This window comes from Vibrio sp. CK2-1, assembly GCF_021726515.1.
Taxonomy (GTDB): Bacteria; Pseudomonadota; Gammaproteobacteria; order Enterobacterales; family Vibrionaceae; genus Vibrio.
Genome location: NZ_JAKKCJ010000001.1, coordinates 159,521 through 181,007 on the forward strand (window position 1 = coordinate 159,521; position 21,487 = coordinate 181,007).

The 21,487-nt window shown below is 42.0% G+C and carries 6 protein-coding genes and 1 pseudogene; 2 read left to right on the plus strand and 5 right to left on the minus strand.

The window, feature by feature from the left end; translation table 11 throughout:
* Window positions 1-16: 16 nt before the first annotated feature.
* On the minus strand, window positions 17-2,767 hold the full coding sequence (locus tag L3V25_RS00720; protein ID WP_237293604.1) for a molybdopterin-dependent oxidoreductase: 2,751 nt from the start codon (window positions 2,765-2,767) through the stop codon (window positions 17-19).
* A 341-nt stretch (window positions 2,768-3,108) separates the two neighbouring features.
* Window positions 3,109-14,925, minus strand: coding sequence for a type I secretion C-terminal target domain-containing protein (locus L3V25_RS00725; protein ID WP_237293605.1), 11,817 nt, complete (start codon window positions 14,923-14,925; stop codon window positions 3,109-3,111).
* A gap of 455 nt (window positions 14,926-15,380) precedes the next feature.
* Between L3V25_RS00725 and L3V25_RS00730 the strand changes: the two genes are divergently transcribed.
* Entirely contained in the window at window positions 15,381-16,769 is a 1,389-nt protein-coding gene (locus L3V25_RS00730; RefSeq protein ID WP_237293606.1) for an HlyD family type I secretion periplasmic adaptor subunit, read from the plus strand.
* Window positions 16,770-16,771: 2 nt separating this feature from the next.
* A complete protein-coding gene (locus tag L3V25_RS00735) occupies window positions 16,772-18,877 on the plus strand; it encodes a type I secretion system permease/ATPase (protein ID WP_237293607.1) in 2,106 nt (701 codons plus the stop codon).
* A 29-nt stretch (window positions 18,878-18,906) separates the two neighbouring features.
* On the opposite strand, the pseudogene L3V25_RS00740 reads toward L3V25_RS00735, so the two are convergent.
* The 3 genes and pseudogenes from L3V25_RS00740 to L3V25_RS00750 all read right to left on the minus strand — a co-directional run bounded on the left by L3V25_RS00740 (window position 18,907) and on the right by L3V25_RS00750 (window position 21,269).
* Window positions 18,907-19,863 (minus strand): annotated as a pseudogene (locus L3V25_RS00740) (TIGR01212 family radical SAM protein).
* A gap of 88 nt (window positions 19,864-19,951) precedes the next feature.
* Window positions 19,952-20,350 (minus strand): NirD/YgiW/YdeI family stress tolerance protein, encoded by a 399-nt coding sequence (locus tag L3V25_RS00745; protein WP_237293608.1) that lies wholly within the window; start codon window positions 20,348-20,350, stop codon window positions 19,952-19,954.
* A 337-nt stretch (window positions 20,351-20,687) separates the two neighbouring features.
* Window positions 20,688-21,269, minus strand: a complete 582-nt coding sequence (locus L3V25_RS00750) for an outer membrane beta-barrel protein (RefSeq protein ID WP_237293609.1) — start codon at window positions 21,267-21,269, stop codon at window positions 20,688-20,690.
* Between the last annotated feature and the right edge of the window lie 218 nt (window positions 21,270-21,487).

A 21,487-nucleotide genomic window follows, 5' to 3' on the forward strand; every position in this document is an offset into this window, starting at 1 on the left:
TGTGTCATTCTAGGGGTTATTGGGTTATCGAGACCACATCAATCGATTGAGATAAGTAGCCTTTGACTTCTGGAAGACAAGAGCCGCAGTTTTTGCCACAACTTAATATGTTTTGCAGCTCTCTTAAACCCATATTCGGTGCTTGCTCTAGCTGATCGAGAATGTCTTGCTCGGTCACTCGGAAACAGCTACACACCAATTTACTCACTTGTCCGCCTTTGGCGCTGAGTACAGATAACAAGCCACCTAGATTAAATTTTTCGCGAATAAAAGGTTGCAGTGATTCAGCTTGCAATTCGATCGGCTGGCTTGAGATCATCACCATGCCAATCACCGTTTTAGATACCAAGATCACGACTAGCCATGAATCTTGTTGGTCTAACACTAAGTACTGACTATTGGGGTATTGTTGTTGAACTAGGCGCTGAATGTCCGACTTGGTGATCGCGTGAGTATCAGCAAATCGCCATACCCCTTGCTGATACAAAGCATTAGAACGCGTTTGGTTAAAGTCGACATGTTGCAAACTTTTATAAGGCCAATGGGTTTGTGATTGCTCGCCATCACTCAAATCCAACCCGATTGATAAGCCATAATGACTGACTGGCAAGGCGGTAATACTCACCCGTTGAGATTTAAACGCAGGCTGTCCTGAATGAGGATCAGATAGGCTCGCTAAACTTGCATTGACTTGACTTTGTCCACCAAACTTTCCTGCCCAATGCATCGACATAAAGGCTTGATTTTGGGTTAAGCCTGCATCAACGGCTAAACGAGCGATTAAGCTCTTTTCACCAATCACGCCATTTTCATTATCCGTTGCATTGTTAGCAGAACGGTTGGGGTTTTGGATCTGAACCAGTGCGCCCGTTTGCAATTGAGCTTGCTCTGCGGCTATCGGATTGAGATAAAGCGTCGGCTCCACTTCACTGGCAGCCAGATGACTGATGTGTCCGGTACGAGTCATGGTATGCCATTGATCACGTTGACGACCGCTATTCATCCACCATGTATTTTCACTGTGATGAGCGATGTTGATCTTATCAGCAAGCACCAAGTTCGCTTTGCCATTGGGCGTTGGGAAAAACAACTCTTGGCTCTGCTTATCTTGCAATACAGGCTGACCATTTAAAGGCCAAGCTTGTGGTTGCCAATTGGCATATTCTTCATCACTCAGTTGGCTCAAGCTGGATAAATCGAATTTAAAAGGGCTGTCTCGGTTGATACCAGACAATGCCGCATATTCCCGAAACACATCCGCCGCAGATTCAAACTCAAATCCCGGTGTCACGCTATCCTTTTCGAAAAAGCCAAGCTTTTGGCATAAGACTTTACCCACTTCAGATAACATCCACCAATCGGGTTTTGCCTCTCCCGGCGGTGTGGCAAATTGTCGTTGTCTGGTTAAGCAACGCTCTGAGTTAGTGACCATGCCTTGCTTTTCTCCCCAACCGGCGGCGGGTAAAAGGACATCGGCAAATGTAGCGGTGTCAGTATGAGAGGTAATATCGGATACCACGACATAGTCACATACTTCTAACGCGCGTCTGACTTGCTCTGAGTTCGGCATAGAAACGGCTGGATTGGTTGCAATGATCCATAAGAATTTGATCTCGCCTTGCTCAACCGCATTAAACAAATCGATGGCTTTTAGGCCGGGATCGGTCGCAATATTCGGCGCTTGCCAAAATTGTTCAACTTGCTGAATCGATTCCTGATCAAAACCACGGTGTACAGCCAATTGATTAGCGAGTCCACCGACTTCACGACCACCCATTGCATTAGGTTGTCCCGTAATTGAAAATGGCCCACTGCCTTGCGTGCCAATTTTCCCCGTCACTAAATGCGCATTAATGATGCAGTTAGCTTTGTCAGTACCTGATTCTGATTGATTCACCCCTTGGCAAAAGAGCGTCATCGCAGTTGGTGATTGGGCAAACCATTGATAGAAGGTTTTAACAAATACCGGGTCTAGTTTAAGTTGCTGACTAATCGCATCAATCGAATGAGTTTGCTCGGATAAAGAGGCTTTAAGTTCATCATATCCGTTCACGTATTGGTCGATAAATGATTCTTGAGTTGCAGAATTTTTAACAAGGTAATGCAAAAGCCCATTAAATAACGGCACATCTCCGTCATTTTCAATTTGTAAGTGTAAGTCGGCTTGCTCTGCGGTAATGGTTTTTCGTGGATCGATCACCACTAGTTTCACATTTGGATTGGCTTCTCTGGCTTGTTGGATCCGACGAAATAAAATCGGATGCGTCCACGCAGTATTGGCTCCAACAATCACAATGAGATCAGTATGATCAAGATCTTCATAACTGACAGGCACGATATCTTCCCCAAAAGCGCGAACGTGAGCGGCCACCGCTGAAGACATGCATAAACGTGAGTTGGTATCGATATTGGCGCTTCCAACAAAGCCTTTCATCAGCTTATTGGCAACATAGTAGTCTTCAGTTAATAGCTGACCGGAGACATACATACCGACAGCTTGAGGGCCATATTGTTCGATGGTGCGATGCAATTTATCGGCAATGTTTTCAATCGCATTTGACCATTCAATCTGCTCGCCTTTTATTCTTGGGTAGAGTAAGCGAGATGGCATGTCCAAACTTTCTGCCAATGCCGAGCCTTTAACACACAAAGCGCCTTTATTAGCAGGGTGTGCTTGGTCGCCTACAATCTGGTTTTTATGATTAATTTCTACGCCACAACCCACGCCACAATACGGACAAGCTGATTTAATGCATTCCTTTGCCATACTTTTCTTTACCATAATAGGGCCTCTCGTCCAGAACCCCTGAAACCACTCAGATACAAAACGAAAGACGCCTCTTAGATCGTCATCACCAAAGTGAATCCAAATCTAAGAGGCGTCTTTGCCTGTTGCGAATCAGGTTTTCTGAATATCAAATGTTATTCATTGATTATAGAGATGCGAATATCATGCCAAATCAGAAGTAACTCTTAACTGGTTGTTTTAAATTAAAAATCTAATTAACTAGCAAATATTATTTTGATTCTTGCACCATTACTGTTCATTAAAAGTAAAAAATACCCCAAAGAAGGTAACTTCAATGAGGTATCGCTTGATCTTAATGATTAACTATTATGCTCACTCATAAAGGCATTATGTTGAGCATACAAACTTGACACAATGTCACTGGAACTCGCCCCATTCTCAAGGCCAAGACTTTGGGTACTGACATTGTCCAGTACTATCACTTGCTCGCCGCCTTTATCACTATTGACGGTTAAGTTAATTTTTCCTTCTTTTTCTGAAGCGGTAATGCCCTCAAGAATTTGTTCCATTTGGGCTCTCGATGCATCATTATTCGAGAATAAATCACGAACATCTAGCTTATCTAGGCTTAACTCAAAGTCTTTGATGACATCGACACTTGGTGTGGTTTGAGTACCAATATCTTGTGAGCGCCACACGAAAGTATCTGCTGCGCCATCACCGGTACCATTACGCTCTCCACCCCATAGTTCATCGTTACCTGCACCCCCGATAAGAATATCGGAGCCACCTGCTCCCACTAGAATGTCATTACCTAAGCCGCCGATTAATGTGTCATGGCCTTCGGTGCCGATTAGCGTTTCATCGCTATCATCACCGACCACCACCGAGTGTTCAATTGCATTGTTAGCTTGCAGTACATCTTGCCCGTCTGGCTCAATGGTGACATTCACAGCAATTGACGGAGATTCTGAAATCAACTCATCATTTTCAGTATCTTGAGAAGCCGCTTCTACGGTTAAGTTATGTTGCCCTTCCTCTAAGTCTGATAGATAAGCATTACTTAAATCTTGCGAAGCAATGATCCAGGAGCCGTCATCTTGTTGCTCACCCAACGCTTGGCCTGATACATCAACGACTTTTCCTGAGTCTAGGTTATTAATTTTGATAAATTCCGCTTCAAAGGCTTGAACATGTTCACTTAACAAACCTAGTAGTGGAATCAAGGCTAATTGCGCGGCAGTTGAGGAGACATTTGGCATCACCATTCGTGAACTAGCAAAGCTTGCCATCACGGCCGCCGCAGGAGCAACGGAGACGCTGATATCATCAGAATCGGTTAATTCACCGCCAGTTCCCGAATTGCCATTATCACTGGTGGTCATAGTGATCGTGGCATTACCTTCTGTTTCAGGTAGATAGTCAATACCACCGCTTAATAACTCATTAATTGCCTCTAATGAGCCGGTAAGAACAAGGTCCTTAGAACCATTCCCATCAATCGTGACACTGCCAGAATATTCATCAGGAACCGATAATAAAGCGTTATTTGTCGCCAAGGTTACCGTCATCTGACCGCCTTCTGGCGCATCTACATCAGAAATAGCAAGCCCTTCAATTAATATTGATTGCCCCGCAATCGCACCTGTTATTTCTGTTGGTACGGTATTTTCAGGCGTATCATTAACTGGCGTAACATTAACAGTGATCGTTGCTTGTTCACTTAATGGATCTTCAGCTACGACACCATTATCCACCGCGCGAATATCAAGTTCGAGCAAACCATCCCAGTTATTACTATTAGCATCACCGGGATTGAAAATTAGACTATCTAACTCTCCAGATTCGGTAATAATTGTCCAAGTTCCATCGCCATTATCGTTAATCGTACCCGTCACTCCATCTGGAAATGAAAAACTTGCGCCCATTCCAACCGGAACATTACTAATAATAATTTGGATGTTTTCTGGGCCATTTTCAACAATAATGGCTGAACTTTTACCCGCACCTTCACTCGAAGAATCGTAGGAGTTTGTATTATCCACCGTTGAAATACCCAGCTCTAATACGATGTCGCCATTTTCGGTACCTGATGCTGATGTCACAACTTGAGTATCAATTTCATCGGCAACCGGCAATATTTCCACTACGATACTTTTTTCAATCGCAACGATTTCATCCAAAGAGGCTTCTTTGGTATAAATAACGAAACCGACTTCAATTGTCCCGCTGAAATTTTTGGGTGGCACAAGCGTTAAGTTATCAAGACTATACTCTTGCTTACCCGTGGCATCAGTAATTGTCCAGGTACCATCACCATTGTTGACAGCACCATTAACAACAAATCCTTCTGGAATCCCCGTTAAGATAATGGAAACAATCTCTTCTGACCCATCGATATCTTGTAAGGTGACAGATCCTGCAGCAAGAGAAATACCTCCCGGAGTATCTTCGTACCCTTGGATAATATCGCCCCCCGTACTCGATTCCACTAACACATCATCATTCACCGCGACAATATCAATGCTCACGGTCGCTTCATCGGTGGTTCTAGTATCGCTTTCCGTTCTATCACCATCGAGATCAAAGGTCGCGGTATCAGTAATGACACCACTAACGGTGAAGTCAACTTGACCACTAAAATCTTCTGCTGGAACAAATTGCACACTGGATAAATCTTCAGGGGAAAGAGTTAACTCACTGACTAAATTTCCTTCTGCATCAATTAAGTAGCCCATTGATGGATCAACTTGGATTGTCATTGATACAACCGTTTCTAGCCCTTCCTCTTCCGTATTTCTCGTATCACCAAAGCTCACACTAGAGAAATCTAAAATGATAGTGGCATCTTCATAAGCAATATCTTGATAAGTAGTTTCCGTTTCACTAGATTCACTGATCGGTTGTTTATTTTCATCCAGACCTTGGCTCTCAACCACACCGATATCTAGGCTTACCCCAGTATCAGCAACAGGAGAAACATTCACGGTAATAGTTTGAGTCGCTTCTTCTACATCACCACTTTCGGTATCAGTACTGACGTATTTAATCTCGAATTGAAAGTCCCCTGCATAATCTGCAGGTGGAACCAAACCAAGGCCACTTAAGTTCACCGTACCATCAGGGTTCAAAGTAGCTTCATAGACATATTGGCCAGTTTCATTATCAAACTCAGCCCCAGTAATTGTTGCGCCAGCTGGTAACTGGTTACCATCAATAACCACCGTCAGCACATCATTAGGTATTTCGCTTTCTCCATCACCATTTTGATCATCAGTAGATACAGAAACAGCGTTATTATTGACTATCTGAGAACCTAGGTTAATACCTTGATCTTCAGACCCCGTTACAACGGTATCTTCCACATTGATTTCTGCGGCAAGATCGGGTGAATCATTGGTATTAGCAGAGAAGTCTATCGAAATCGAGCCTTCAACTTGAGTACTGACACTCTCATCTCCATCATCACTTTCATCTTTGACTTTTGCGACCACTTTTATGTCAACGGTATCGGTAAAGCCGGGAGGTGCTTGAATTTGAACCTGGTGAATATTAAGTACAGTCCAGCTACCATCACCATTATTTAAAGCCCCAAACACCACAAACCCTTGGCCTTCAGGTAGGCTAATATCTGAAAAATCAAGGATATATTTGGTTAGGATTTCATTACTAGAAAAGTCATTTTCCGCAAACATCACTAACCCGATACCGTCAGGGCCATTACTTAAATCGACGATACCATTTTCATCACATGAGACTGTGCCTAGGTCATCAATGATCCCGTCATTATCATTATCCTCACCGCTACTGATAACGATTTTCCCGGCTCCAATTTCTGATGTATATGGATCATTTTCACCCACATCTTCCACCACAGCTTCTACATCGACAACCAATGTCCCGACTATATCCTCTTTAATTGCAGGTGCTTCTGGGTCTGTTTCATCAGCATCATCTTGCTGAACAGTAATGTTGGTAGTGAGCTCAAAATCTTTATCTGAATTCTGTGGCATAGAAATTTTTAATTCAGCGCCATTATCTAATTGATCCAGATAAGCATCTAAATTCAATGAACCTTCTGAATCAAAGAATAATTGAGTTTGAGCGCCACCAGCTTCAACGATATAAATCGAGTAGCCATCAGTGTCGGCTCCATCAGGGAGAATAAGCGTGAATGACGTTACATACTCTTGTGGATCAGGGAACGTTGGCTTCCAATTTAAAGTCACTAACTGGTCTTCGAATCCATTAGATTCCGATGTGTAGGTGTCGCCTAAATCAATGACTGGCTCCACATGGATAACAATGTCTTTTTCATAAACAGCACTATCGCCATCGGCTTCAGTCACAACTATAGAGGCAGTTAACTCGATATCTTCGGTGCTATTTAATGGCGGCTCTACTTGAATATTATTCAGACTATCCAGTTCTATTTGATAAATAGGTTGACCATTTTCATCCTGACCAACATAAGTTAACTCAAGCGCTTCACCGTTACTCATAACGATTAAGCCTTCCGGAATACCCGAAATTATCACTGAAAGTGTTTCTGAGTCATCACCATCTAAGGCATCAATGCTTTCACCTGAAATGATGTCAAAATCAAACGTCGCGACACCATCTTCTGGAATGGTAATTTCAACCCCATCGCTGGTTTGATCATCAGGGTTGAGATTAATTGGTGTCCAGCCACTCCCATCATTAATACTAATAATCGGTTCATCCGCCACACCAGCGACTGAAATACTGATATCTTTGCTAGTGGTGATATATTCATCATTATCGGTTGCAATCGTCGTACCTTCAAAGGTTGTGGTATCTCTCACGATTCCTTCAACGGTTAGAGTGAAATCACCACTACTTTCAGGGGCAGGTAGGAATTCTAATTGTGCTAATTCACTATATAAAATTTCGTAGCTTCCATCGGCTTCCAATGAAACGGCTTCACCATTTAGTAATAATTGAGCGCCTGTCGGAAGGTCACTGATACGTACGTATAAGGTTTCAGAACCGTCGGCAGCATCGGAAGGATGGTTTAAAGTAATATGATCAGCTAGGTTAATGGCTACGTCTTCATCAGATTCAACTCGAGTCACTTGTAGAGTTAAGTCTTCATCGGCATCGGGCTGAACACGCACAATAATTTCTTTTTGCACAGAATCAGCAGTTTGCTTACCATCAACATAAGAGCCTTGTTCTTCACTTTGCGCCCAGGCATTGATATGGATATCACCACTGAAATCTTTATCAGGAGTCACGGCTAGCGAGTCAACATTGTTAGCCAAAATACGATAAGCCGTGGAACCATCTTCAAGGGTAATTTGTTCTAGACCTGTACCTTTGAGCGTGCCTGAAGACCCTTCTGCAATCTGTACAATGTAATATAGGCTTTCAGAGTCATCTTCATCGTTCAAATCGGCCAATAAACCATCAATAGCAATCGCATTATCTTCCGTTCCGATATATTCGGTGACCGTTGCTTCATTCCAGACAGGGATATCAGCAATACCATCAACAGAGATGGTGAGCTCACCTGTGATAGCTTGATCATCAAGGCCGTCTCGAGAAATGATGGCATCAACAGTAAAGGTAATACCATCTGTTGAATAATCTTTATTCGGCACAAAGGTCATACCTGAAATGGAAACAATATTATCTACGGTAGAAATTGCACCACTTGGAATCGTCACTTTCCCATCAGTAATGGGTAGAGCCATCCCATCATAATAGAAAGCACCTTCGGTACCAGCCGGCACTGTAATTGTTAAGGAGTCGGCAACTAACGTCTCGTTTTTATCAACGTCACCTAAATCAATTTCTAATGAAATTTCAATACCATCAGTTAAATGCGGAGTGCCTTCGGTATTATCAAAACCATCTAACGTTTGACCATCTTCTTCCTGACCGTTAGTGGTATTAGGGAAAATAAAGATTGGGTCTTGGTCTCGTAGCTCTAAAGAAATCACGGACGAATCTTCATCTTGATCGCTATCGACTACCCGAACGTCAACATCAACAGCCAAATCTTCATTTTCATTGTCTAAATTTTCATCTGCGACAAAAGTCAGTTTGCCATCTTCATCGACCGTCAATGTACCTAATAGCTGACCAGTTCCGCCATCCGCAACCGATTCATCATAAATAGGAATATTAGTAAATGGTGCTTCGTGCTCTACTTCTTGAGGTTCTCCGATATCATTGCCATTTTCATCAATCGTAGTAATAAAGGTAAGATAAATTTCGGCAATATCATCCGCCCCTTCCGCCGCTTGAGTCATAAAGGCGGAACCACCAGAGCCTTCTGTTATAGAAACAGCGATATCTTTAATATCTGGTACATCATCATTAACCGTAACGGTAATGGTATTCGATGCATCGTAATCATTAATATCACTGGTATTTGGTACTCGATCGCCATCTTTATCGACAGCGTAGATAGGGAGCTGAATATCTAATTGCGTTCCAACGGTCAGATCTAATTCATCAGGCTCCTCATGGTCGAGAGCACCTGTGATTGTGAACGTATATGTCCCATCAGGAGAGAAAGTCACAATAAAGACTTCTCTCTCATTTTCACTGCCTTCACCTGCGACACCACTAAATGTGCCGTCAGAGTTTTCTCTTAAGGTGACATCTTGACCTAGTGAGGTTAAGTCCGGGTTCAATTGACTAAATAAGCTTGGATCGATACCAAAACTCTCAATTTCATCACTACCGAGTGCAATATCAATCTGTCCTGATGCTGTCTCTGAATCACTGTCTGGATTGGAACCTTGATGATTTTCCCCACCAGCATCAATTGCTGATTCATCAACAGACACACCTGAGTCGGTAGTAAATGAAGGGTCGATACCATCGGTAATGCTCAAGTCAACATTAACGGCATTATCAAGATAATCACCATCTGTATCTTGTACTTGTACCGGTAAGTTAATATGAATTTCAGTATCATTTACGGTTACCCAGCCTGAGTCACTAGCTGAAACGGTTTGAGCCGGGCCCTCATCAACATCATGAGAATGATCCAGAGGGAGGTGCTGAGTCATGCTAACACCAATGTTGACACCGCCACTCCCATCATCCTCTGCACTCAATACAATAGTGAGAGCATCAACACCGTTCACTCTCCCCACCAAAGTGGCGGTAGTTGGATCAAACGTGAATACAATTGGCTGCCCACCAGAAGTTAAATCAGCCTGTAGCTCGGTGATAAGCAGGTCAAGATCGGAAGGTTTTATCTGGACAGTGGCAGGGTCTAGTTTCTCAATTCCAGCAGGAACATTGATTCCAGTAACTTCTCCACTGACAGGATACCCTTCAGTGTTTGGAACATCAGGATCCATTGGTGATAAATCACCTTCTGTAATCTCAATTGTCCCGGTTTGACCACCAGTAGCATTAGCGCCATCTTCAACGGAGAACACCAGCGAACCATCTGCTGTATCACCATCGGTATCAGTGGCAATTAAACCCAATTCAATTTGAGTTAACTCGCTATCCGCCTGGTCAATTGGGCCGTATACCGTAACCTCATATTTACCTGCTACTGTATCGGTAATAACTACTTCAATTAATCGATTTTCTTCTTGCGGATATTCACTATCAAACAATGTTGCTGATTTTCCGTCAGCAGAAATGACCCAATAAGTAGGCTCTCCATTCGATGTTAAAATTTGATCGGGTAAATTACTTCCATCTAACTGCTCTGTATCAAATAAAATAGACTCAACATTATCTGAACCAGCATTGACCACTATATTTCCACTGTCGTCGCTTATAGTGCTCTTACCATCTGTTTCTTGTAAAACAATATTAGACATGTCTTCTACAAATTGAGGATCGGTACCGTCAGCAATATTAATCGTAATTGTGGAATTGTTACTTGGGTCACCATCTTTATCGGTGGCAAATACATCCAACGTAATGCTTGCAATATCATCGTCGTCATTGCTTTGCTCTAACGGTTCATATTGTTCGACTTGATATGAACCATCATACACACCATCAACTTCAACTAAGGTGATCACTAGCACTTCGATTTCGTCAGTGCCTGACTCACCACCAAGATAATAATAACGAACAACACCAGATTCCGTATTATCGGCCAGAACGGGCTGATTGTTAGAAAGTAAACCTGTAGCAGAGCCTTTTTGTCCATCTGAAACAAACTGCATTGACGCGATAGTATCACTACCAATATCGATCGGAACTTGGCCAGTATAAATTTGAGGATCAGCTATACCGACATCCGCTTCGGTAATATCTATGCTGGTATTGGTTAATATTGGAGCTTCACCATCGGTAAATGAGACACTAATATCAATTGGCGTCTCGGTTGAACCATCACTACCAACTAACTTATCGCCATCGGTATCGGTGATTTGAATTGGCACTTCAAAGATGATTGAATCTGCATCAACATGGTCGAGTGGTTGTTTTTGATCTAGCGACATTACAACCGTCACACTACCATCGGCATTTAGTGTTGGAGTAAAGGTCAAAATGAAGATCACGTCACCATCTTCTGTAGTTCCGGTAACGGTAATGACCCCTTCATCATTCACAACTAAGGTATTATCAACCTTCACGACACGACCGTTTGAAGTTAAATTCAAACCATCTATGCTTGATTTAAAAGAGGCATAATCATCAATGGTGAGTGATGTTGGATCAAGATCATCATTACTTGCTGCAATGGTGAAGGCTCCCGTCCCTTTTGGGTTACCCGGGTATATCAGGCTTTGACCGTTATCATTCAGATCACCCTCACTAACGGTAATGCTTCCATCACCAGTGACATCAGAGGCGCTAGGGTTCACACCATCATTAATCGTCAGTGTAATCGAGGACCCAGCAGTATCACCATCCATATCGGTGGCAATAACATTTAAATCAAAACTTAAAGAGCCCTCATCTTCTGGGTCTTCTGAATTTTCAGGTTGATCAATCGGTTGATATTGTTGAATAGTATAACTGCCGTCTTTTGCATCATTATCAAAAATAATTTCTAAGACTGGCACATCTTCTCCGCCAAACTCAGCAGGCACAAAGACTAAAATCCTTCCATCTACGGATTGATCAACTCGAGTATCTTTACCGTTGGAGGTAATATCAAACAAGGCCTGTTCTTGAGCGTCAGTAAGGTTAAATGTGATGGCTTCAATTTCATCACTGTTGGTATCTAGCTCAAGGTTTAATCCATCTGAAATAACGCCCGTACTTCCAGCTTCACCTTCCGAGAGTTCTGTTGCTTGAGATGTAATATTAAATACCGGATCTTGACCGTCATTAATAGTCACCACGACATCAACAGGCGCTGGGTCACCATTTCCATCGACTAAGACGTCACCATCCGCATCTTCAATTTGCACAGGAATGGTAATGTTTAAAACATCATCAACAATACTGACATAATCGCCGGAGGTATCGACATGATCTAACGGATGGTTCTGAGTAACCGAAATGTCGACATCAATATTACCATTTAGCATCTCAGTTGGAGTAAGTGTAATCGATAGCACTTCCTGACCTGAATCGACCGAAGTGGCACTTATAGTAATTACATCGGTGGCATCATTTCTCGAAATAGTGATAATTAGCTCACTACCATTCGAAGTTAATGCTTCAAGTTCTGTTTGCAGCGTATCAACTACCGTTTCTTCAATTACAAAAGTCGATACAATTAATTTATCGGTTACTTGGTTGATTGTGAAAGTATCTGAACCTTCCGCAGGATAACCCGCTACAGGTGACAAATCCCCTTCGGTAATATCAACTGTCGTACCGGTGCCAATTGGATCTTGTCCATCAATAATATCAATATTGGCTTGGCCTAAATTACTTTGGTCACCATCTTTATCGAACGCAGTCACATCTAATTGCAGATGAATCGTATCGTCAGGGTTATTAGCTTGCTCTAGAGGTGCGGTTTGCGTCACTTCAAAAGTGCCATCATTTTGAATGGTGATGGTTAAGATCGGACTTGCTTGGTTACCTGGGGTATAAACAATGATTTCATTACCGGTGACCAGATATTCGGTTGCGACACCGTTGGTCATTAAACCTTCTAAGGTAGGCTGATCAGCCTTAAATTCAAATCGGTCAATGGCATCAGAGCCAGCATCTAAAGTGACCGAACCTTCAGCATAGCCACCCGCTGAGGTTTCAGTAAATTCAGCTAAATCACCAACACTTAATTGCGGAGCATCACCATCTGAAATAGTCACCTCTACTTCAACAGGTGAACTTAATAATGAGCCATCCGATTCTTCTATTTGGATCGAGGTATTAATTTTGATCTGCTCGCCATCTACAGTCACCAAACCCGAGCTATTTCCAGTCTCCAGATGATCAAGAGGCTGATACTGTGTAACGGTCACAGTAACTAATGTACCTTTAAAAGCTACAGTGCCATTAATATCTATCGACAAGACAAGATTACCAATAGCATCTCGGCCTTCAATGACTGTGGCATCACCATTTTTAAAATCAAAAATGATTGGCTCACCATTAGCAGTCGTCAGTTCTGCACTTAATTCAGAAATAAGTGTATTCACTTGAGTGGTATCAAAATGAATCGTGTTAGCTTCTAATCTATCGGTACCTGCACCAACGGGAACTCTCACAATACCAGTAAGTGGGTACTCATCTGGTTGGGTATCAGGCTCAACTATCGATACTTCCCCACTTTGACCACCGGTTGGAACATCACCATCATCGACCGTGATAAGAACCGTCCCTGGAGCGGTATCACCATCACTATCCATTGTCGTAATCTCAATACCAGCGACAGATTGATTAGTAGAACCCTGATCAAAAGGCCTATATAGTGTTGCACTATAAGAGCCATCATTATTGACCTCTAATATAAATACAACTTCATCAAAATAGTTATAAACGGTTAAGGTTTGACCATCGACTACATAATAAGTAGGGAAACTTTGACTAGTCGCACCATCTAAAAGTGGCTGTTCAGCATTAATATGAGTAGCGTAAATTTCATCCGAGCCAACATCTACACTGACCTGCCCATATTTTGTAATTTCTAAATCACTGTCTTCATCAATAAGCACGCCAGGGTCTTTAGCAAACTGTGGAAGCACCCCATCATTAATATTTACATCAACTAAAATTGGCGAATTCAGTTCATTACCACCAATGTCTTGACCTTGGATTTCTAAGTTAATAGATATTTGATCATCCACATTAGTCACCAAACCGGTTGAATTGGCACTTGGCAGATGATCTAACGGTTTGGCTAAATTAACTTCAATATCAATTTGAACATCACGCCCATCCGGTGACGAGGCTGTTAATTGAATCGTAAGGTAGGTCTCACCATCTAATTGACCAATAATCGAATTGGTCTCTTCATCAAATACAAAAGAAAGCGGTTGGCCAGCAGAGGTCAGTTCAGTATTTAATTCTTGTAATAACGTCGCTAGAGATTGAGTCTGGAAGGTAAAGGTATCTGCTTGCAGTGCCAGTGTACGTGATTCGACTAAAATAGATTGCTGCGTAATAACAGGGTAACCAAGATTATTGCTGTACCCTAAAGGCTGTAAATCGGCCTCAGTTAAAGAAATCGATGCGCTAATACCGCCAGGCGCTTTCACGATAGGAATGCCACTATCGGCACTATCTTGTGATAATTCCTCATCAAAGAAACCCACGGTATCGTAACCCGCTTCGGTTAATACCGCATCTTCATCATACTCGACTTCCACAAAGCCAGCAGGAGCAGTTTCAACAATAGTCAGTATTTGAGCTTGGGCCTCTTCTGACTCATCATCTTCACCATCGGCTTCTTCATCTTCTTCAAGGTTATTAATGGCTTCTTCATTTTGTGGAGGCATATGTGCGCGGATTATTGCGATGTCTTCTGGGGTTAATTGAGAGTTTTTTAAATCATCAATATTGACCCCTTGCGCTGAGCTTATCTGAACAATCGTAATCGCCCCTGCGTCATTGGTGGTCACACAAGAAATACAATCAACATCAACTACTTGAGAGTCCGAAGCCGTATTCACGATATATCTTGCATTCGGGTTCGCCCAAATAACATCAGAATTAGATAGGTGATATTCGCCATTTACCTGAGTTAATGGCTTGGAGTGGTTTCCTACAAACACTTCCCCACTAACGACATCAATTGTTGCTTGATTTGAGCTCACCATATCCATACTACAGATCTCACTTTCAGATTAACTAACGAATACATAACAAAAATTTTGAGGCATCACATTGATATATCGAAGAATAAATACGCTACTCTTAACTTATACCTATACATTGCATTTACACATCAAGTCATCAAAAACCAACACATTCACCATAAAAATACATCGGCATTAATTAATAGATAATGATTACAAGTAATTGATAAACTTATATGAAATGACTTTACCTACACACTAATGAAACATAATATATACATAAAAGCACAGCACAACTCACAATGACTTATTTTTATAAACTTTTATAGAGAATAGTATAGGAAAATAAGACCGATTCAGTGACATTTATTGTAAGTAAAACCTTAAAAGTTCGACTTCAATTACAAATTATTAACACCTTGAATATCAAGTATAAGGCCGCCATTTAGCCTTTATTCAAATGAAACGGGTTATCTATGAAACGGAAATCGACATCAGTATCAAAAGAACATATGGACTTTGTCGATGATAAATCCACCGCATTGCTGCTCAATACGCCAAAGAGTGCTCGGATTATTCTGTGGATCATTGCAACTTTCTTTATCCTCGCAATCATCTGGGTCTCAATTGCAAAAATAGATAAAGTCACGACTGGATCAGGTAAAGTGATTCCCTCTTCGCAAATGCAAGTAGTACAAAACTTAGAAGGCGGTATCGTCAAAGAAATGCTGGTTAAAGAGGGGCAATCGGTAGAGAAAGGTCAAAAGCTACTACTTATCGACGACACACTTTTCCAATCAAACTACCGTGAGAAAAGCCAAGATCTAGCGAGCTTAAAAGCCGATAGTATCCGTCTACGTCAAATCATCAAAAGCATCATCATCAGTAATGACGCTGCCAATTGGCAGGAAAAAGTTCAGCTGCAAATCGGCCCTCTCTCCTTCGATAAAGAGTTTTCAGAAAAACATCCACGTCTAATTTCTCAACAACAGAATGAATACCGCGATGTGATGGCCAACTTACAAAATCAATTAAACGTAACTGGCCAACAAATTAAACAGAAGCAGCAGGAAATGAACGAGACTCGAACTCGTATCAGCATTCTTGCCAGCAACTATCAAATCATTCAGCGTGAATACGGTATGACAAAGCCGTTAGCCGACGAAGGGGTTGTGCCAGAAATTGAAATTTTGCAACTACAACGCTCGATGAATGACAGCCGAAGAGAACTCACTTCAGCACGCATGAAATTACCGGTTATCGAATCAGAGATTCAAGAAGCGACTTACAAATACACCAATATCGCCTCAGACTTTATCGCTAAAAATCAGCAAGAACTTAGCGATGTCAGCAATAAGCTATCAAGTATGGCGGAGTCACAGGTCGGCTTAGAGGACAAAGTAAGCCGAACGATTGTCACATCACCAGTTAAAGGCACCATTCAGAAAATTCATATCAATACCGTTGGTGGTGTCATTCAGCCGGGGATGGATTTGATTGAAATTGTCCCGACAGAAGATACCTTGTTAATCGAAACCAAAATTGCGCCTCAAGATATCGGCTTTTTATATCCGGGCCTTAAAGCGATTGTGAAGTTTACTGCTTATGATTTTACCAACTATGGTGGACTGACAGGTACATTAGAAACCATCAGTGCAGACACCATACAAGATGAAGAAGGTAATAGTTTTTACCAAGTCAGGATCCGCACCGAGCAAAGCCAACTTAAAGATGCCAATGGTGAAGATTTACCGATTATTCCCGGCATGACAGCTTCAACCGATATCATCACCGGCAAACGCACAATTTTAGATTACTTATTAAAGCCGATCCTCAAAGCACAACAAACGGCACTGAGAGAATAATCATGAAAGATCCTCTACTATCATCATTGATTTATATCAGCCACTATTATGGGCAACCTCATTCAGCGCCGTCTATTGTCAGTGACCTACCGTTAACCGATGGCAAGTTGACCCCATCGCTGTTTATCCGTGCCGCTGAAAAAGCAGGTTTAGTTGCTAAAGCCGCGCAGCTTCCTTTATTAGAAATCTCACCTATGTTGCTGCCTGTTATTGCACTATTAAAAGATGGCAGTAATTGCGTGATTCTGAGCATTGACCGTGAAGCCAACGAAGCCGAAATTGTTCTTCCTCAATCAGAAGGCATTGCTCATTCCATCAGCCTTGAAGAATTACAGCAGCAGTACACTGGGCAACTTTTTCTGGTCAAAAAGCGCTTTCGTTATGATGAACGTTCTCCTGAAGTACTTAAAACCCGTGAAGGCCATTGGTTTTGGAGTACATTGTGGGAGTCAAAAAATATCTATCGTGATGTGCTACTTGCTTCTATTTTGATCAATATTTTTGCTATCGCTACTCCACTGTTTACTCGTTTGGTGTATGACAAAATAGTGCCAAATCTCGCTTTTGAGTCCTTGTGGGTGTTATCTAGCGGTGTCTTTCTGATCTTTATATTTGATCTAGCTTTAAAACTAGTTCGTTCTTATTTCATTGATATTGCAGGGAAAAAATCCGATCTACTGATCTCATCAAAACTGTTCAATCGCGTTGTGGGTGTGCGCATGGAAGCGAAACCGGCCTCTGTCGGTGCGTTTGCTCGTCATTTGCAAGAGTTTGAATCGATTCGTGAATTTTTAACCTCTGCAACCGTGGGCGCGCTCATCGATCTGCCGTTTGCTCTGCTGTTTTTATTTGTGATTTATCTGATTGCAGGGCCACTTGCTCTGGTTCCTTTAGTGGCAGTAATCATTTTGGCGGTGTACAGTTTCTTAATCCAAGCACCACTGAGACGCTCCATTGAAGAAGGCTCCAAGCTATCTTCACAAAAACACGCCAATTTAATTGAAAGCCTCCACAAATTGGAAACGCTTAAAACGTTCAACGCACAAAGCCAATTTCAATACCGCTGGGAAGAATCGGTCGCCCACATGTCTAACTGGGGCATCAAGACGCGCCGTATTACTGATTCAGTACAAAGCACCGCAGGGTTTTTGCAGCAATTTGTGTCTGTTTCGATGATTATTGCGGGGGTTTATTTAATTGCCGATGGTCAACTCACCATGGGGGGCTTAATCGCCGCGACCATGTTAAGTAGTCGTGCTGTTGGCCCGCTAGTGCAACTTTCCATGCTATCGACTCGTTATAACCAAGCAAAATCAGCAATGACGATTATCGAGCAAGTGATGGATATGCCAATGGAGCAAGAAGAAGGTAAACGTTATATTCATCGCCCTCAACTGCAAGGCAAAATACAATTTGATAACGTCAGTTTTCACTACCCAAACAGCAAAACCTACGCGCTAAAAGATATTAATTTCACCATTGAACCGGGTGAGAAAGTCGCGATCATTGGTCGTATCGGCTCGGGAAAATCCAGTTTACAACGCTTGATTATGGGGCTGTATAAAGCCACCGATGGTTCAGTAAAGCTGGATAACCTAGATATCAACCAACTGCACTACACGGATGTCAGAACCAACATTGGCTGCGTACCCCAAGACTGCGCGTTATTCTTTGGCTCTATTCGTGAAAATATCACCCTAGGCCGCAGCCACATTACCGATGAGCAAGTGTTAACGGCAGCAGAACGTGCCGGAGTGACTGACTTCACTCAGCATGATGAGTCAGGATTAGATAAGCAGGTAGGAGAAGGTGGCGCGGCGCTGTCTGGCGGTCAAAAACAAGCGATTACGATTGCCAGAGCGTGGTTAACTAAACCGCCAGTATTACTCCTAGATGAACCAACTAGCCAAATGGATAATCGTTCGGAAAGCTTAATTAAGCAACAAATCAAAAAACTTTCGCCTTCAGAGACCTTAATCTTAATTACTCATAAAGCCGAGATGCTTGATTTAGTTGACAGGCTGATCGTACTTGATAGAGGTCAATTGGTCGCAGATGGCCCAAAAGAGGAAGTATTAAAACGGATCACAGTCGCAAAAACAGCCTAGTTTTAAAAAGTTTGAAACCTAGCGATACCCTAAGTAATTGGAGTTTCAGCTTGGCATTCTGGCAATTGATACTCAAATGGCTGCCCACATAAACTCCCTTGTGGGCCGAGCTTATCTAACGCCCTGCCAATTTCGGTCATCGCCAGCCATCGATTTTCACACCACAGTGGTGATAACAAGGTTGGCCTTCTTGCCGCCGCTGACACGCGGTGATAAATGATATGCGCAGGAGTGCGACGAATAATCTCCGCCGCCACCGCAACATAGTCATCCATTTCTGGAGCCTCTAAGCGCCCAGCTTGCCACGCTTTTGCCATGGTGCTGCCTTCCACAATATGTAGCGGATGCAGCTTTAAGCCATCAGTACCTACTGCCAATACCTTCTCAAACGTATCAAAATAATCGACTCTTGTTTCTTTCGGCAGACCAATGATTAGATGCGTACACACTTTAATGCCTAATGCTCTAGCACGCTTGGTAATCTCTGCATAACAAGCAAAATCATGACCTCGGTTAATACGCTTTAATGTTTGATCATTGGCAGTTTGCAACCCAAGTTCCAACCAAATTTCATAACCTTGCTGAACATAACCACTTAATAGCTCTAGCACCGCATCCGGCACACAATCAGGGCGAGTACCGACGCACAACCCGACCATATCAGCAGACTCTAACGCTTCTTCATACATAGCTTTTAAGGTTTGCACTTCAGCGTAGGTATTCGTGTAGGCTTGGAAATACGCGAGATATTTTTTGGCACGCTTAACCTCACCAGCACGGTCAGTAAGCTAAGCATTGATAGGTTGAATTTGAACATTTTCATCAACAAAAGAAGAGACATTGCAGAAGGTACACCCACCACGACCAATGGTGCCATCGCGGTTTGGGCAGCTAAACCCACCATGTAAAGTGAGCTTATGCACTTTTTCGCCATAACGGCGCTGTAAATCTTGGCCTATGGTGTTAACTAACTCATGCAGCTGCATCATACCCTCTGCTAATGATCATAAATCTAAAAACGCGAGAGTATAATGAAGCCTCACCAGTGAAGCTTTACGTTACATCAAGAAAAGCTTATTGAACCACTTCAATTGAATCAGTATCAATCGAGATATTATTCCAATCTTTTTCTACTTCACCGCGAATAATGATGGTGTTATCTGGTGTCACTGTACGGCCAAACCAAAGATCATCATCAATTTCCACTGAAATTTCACCAGTGGCATCTTGGAACATGTAATCTTCATCACCTAAAGACATGGTTAAATTACCAGTTAGCTCAACTTTAGTATCGTCGCTAGCATTTAAGGCGCTGATCACATCTCGAATAATGCGTTTTGATTTAGTTGGGCCTTGAAAGCCACCTTTGCTTTGCTGGGCCACTGGCGTTCCATCCGCCGTTACAAGATGATTGTCCGCCAACGCTGCTGTTGCGGCAAAACTCAATGCACATACTAATAATAATTTTTTCATTCAAAATACCCTTACTAAAACTGGTTAAAGTGCTTTTCGCCCTTTCAATGACACTATCTTGCATCAGCAAGCGTGAAGGGAATGTGAAGAATCTGACATTTGCTAAGAAAATCCTCAGCATTGTGAAGCATTTAGAAGAAGCATCAGTGGTCAAGAAAAAATCACAGGAGCATGATTTGTTAGAAACATAAGAAGATATTTATTACGGCAAGCACTGAGTGATAAAGTATCGCAATGCAAGTAAGAATAGAACTCATAGTTTGGCGGCGAAAGGCAGGAAAATAAATTAATAAATATAAAGGTGGTACTGCGAAAATCGCCACCTAAATATGTCCATCTATTTAAAGTGATATACTAAGTTTAAATTAAACATATCACCTTGTAGATTTTCATCATATCGGACTCCACCCACTGTAGTCGTTGAGTCATCATCATAGGCCCTAATCCACTCAATATCTAAGCTAATAGGCTTATTATTACTAACTGACAATCCAACACCATATAAAATGTCTGAATCTGATTCTGACTCTGTGGCAATTTTTAACTTGCTGTAACCATAACCGATCATTCCATATATTTTAAAATATTGCTCATCAATAGGAATGATCCCTTTTCCTATAATATTAAAATGATTTTCAATCTTCGTTGTATAGCCGAACACTTCATCATCACTCACCCCGCCATAGCCACGTCCTTCTAATGCAAAAAATTTATGGAATTGATAACCAACCGAAAGTCCAACTAACGAATTATCGAAATCATCAGAATATGGTTGATTGTTAGCTTTACCTTCAATGTCTACATTCATATACGAATATAACAGCCCCATATACATGTGAGGTTCAAGGTTATTTGCCAAAGTGACAGGAGAAACCAAGATCCCTAGCAAGCCAGAATAAATGAATGTTTTTCTCATCATAAGTTCCCTTTAAAATCAAGATTAGAACTTACAGTTTAGAAAATCTTCAAATAAATAGAGTTGTATTTTTGACGTAGACCTGACAAATGTGAAGTTTGTCACTAACTTTTTACTAGCCCTTAATCATTCCTGTAATGATTTACTTGTAATATATTCAAACACCACTTTGATGTTTCAATATAAAAAGCGATGCTATGATTTAAGCGGCATACTGACGA